1 protein-coding gene is annotated in these 1,013 nt (G+C 32.5%); it reads right to left on the bottom strand.

What is annotated here, in order from left to right; all coding sequences use genetic code 11:
- Positions 1-1,013: UvrD-helicase domain-containing protein (locus IU405_RS00365; protein ID WP_197436683.1), on the bottom strand; the 1,013-nt coding region annotated here is incomplete at both ends.

Here is a 1,013-nt window from a genome sequence, read left to right on the forward strand (position 1 = left end):
ATATAAGCTAAAGCTGTCGTTGGTCTGAATTAATTTTGCTTGGTATCCGTTTTTGGTTAGAAGTCCTGCAATTTGAAAAGCTTCCTCGTTCTTGTGTGTCAAGATACAAGTTGTTCCTGAAAGTCCAGTTGAAAGAATGTCGTCAATTAATGGAGTAATTAGATTTCCATTCTTGTAATGAATTATTTTAATTTTTCCATTTTCATGTTGATTTGCTACAATCGGAATTACTTTTAGACGCTTATTAATTGTCCTTAAAAACTGATTGGTAAATGAAACTAAATTGCTTTTGCTTCTGTAATTTGTAATAAGTTCGTATTTAGTTGCTTTCTTTTCTGTAATAAAACTTAATAAGTATTTTGAATCTGCTCCTCGCCATTCATAAATATTTTGGTCATCATCCCCAACAGCAATGACTCTCATTTCTTCGTTCTTGTCCATCAGCACTTTTATCAATTCAAATTCCTCCTCGTCCATGTCTTGTGCTTCATCAATTACCAAAACAGTTTTTGTTATTCTGCTGGCTTCAACTTCGTTGTTTTTTATTTTCTCGACTGTATTTTTGATAATTGAGCTAGAACTGTCAAGTGTCCCAACTTTTCCCAACAAGTCAAAACAATAGGAGTGAAATGTTTTTATATCAATGTAGTGTGCAGCATTTCCAATCAATTCAATCAAACGCTTTTTAAATTCGGTTGCTGCTGCTCGTGAAAAAGTAACCATAAGCAATTGTTCATGCTTAACGTCTTCCATCAAAAGCAATGAAGCTAACTTATGAACTAAAACTTTCGTCTTTCCACTTCCTGGCCCTGCTGCAACAACAATATATCTTGAATCTTTATCGTCAATAATTCTCCTCTGAACATCAGATAAAGATTCAAAAAGTTGTTTGTATTTCTTTGGGGTTATATTTCTTTTTATTTCAGTTTCTCTGCTTCCTTTGAAATATTTGTTTATAAATGAAGGGAAATTTAATTGGAAATAATCATCAACAAATTTTATAGCACCGGAAT

Source organism: Polaribacter sp. BAL334, assembly GCF_015767435.1.
Taxonomy (GTDB): Bacteria; Bacteroidota; Bacteroidia; order Flavobacteriales; family Flavobacteriaceae; genus Polaribacter.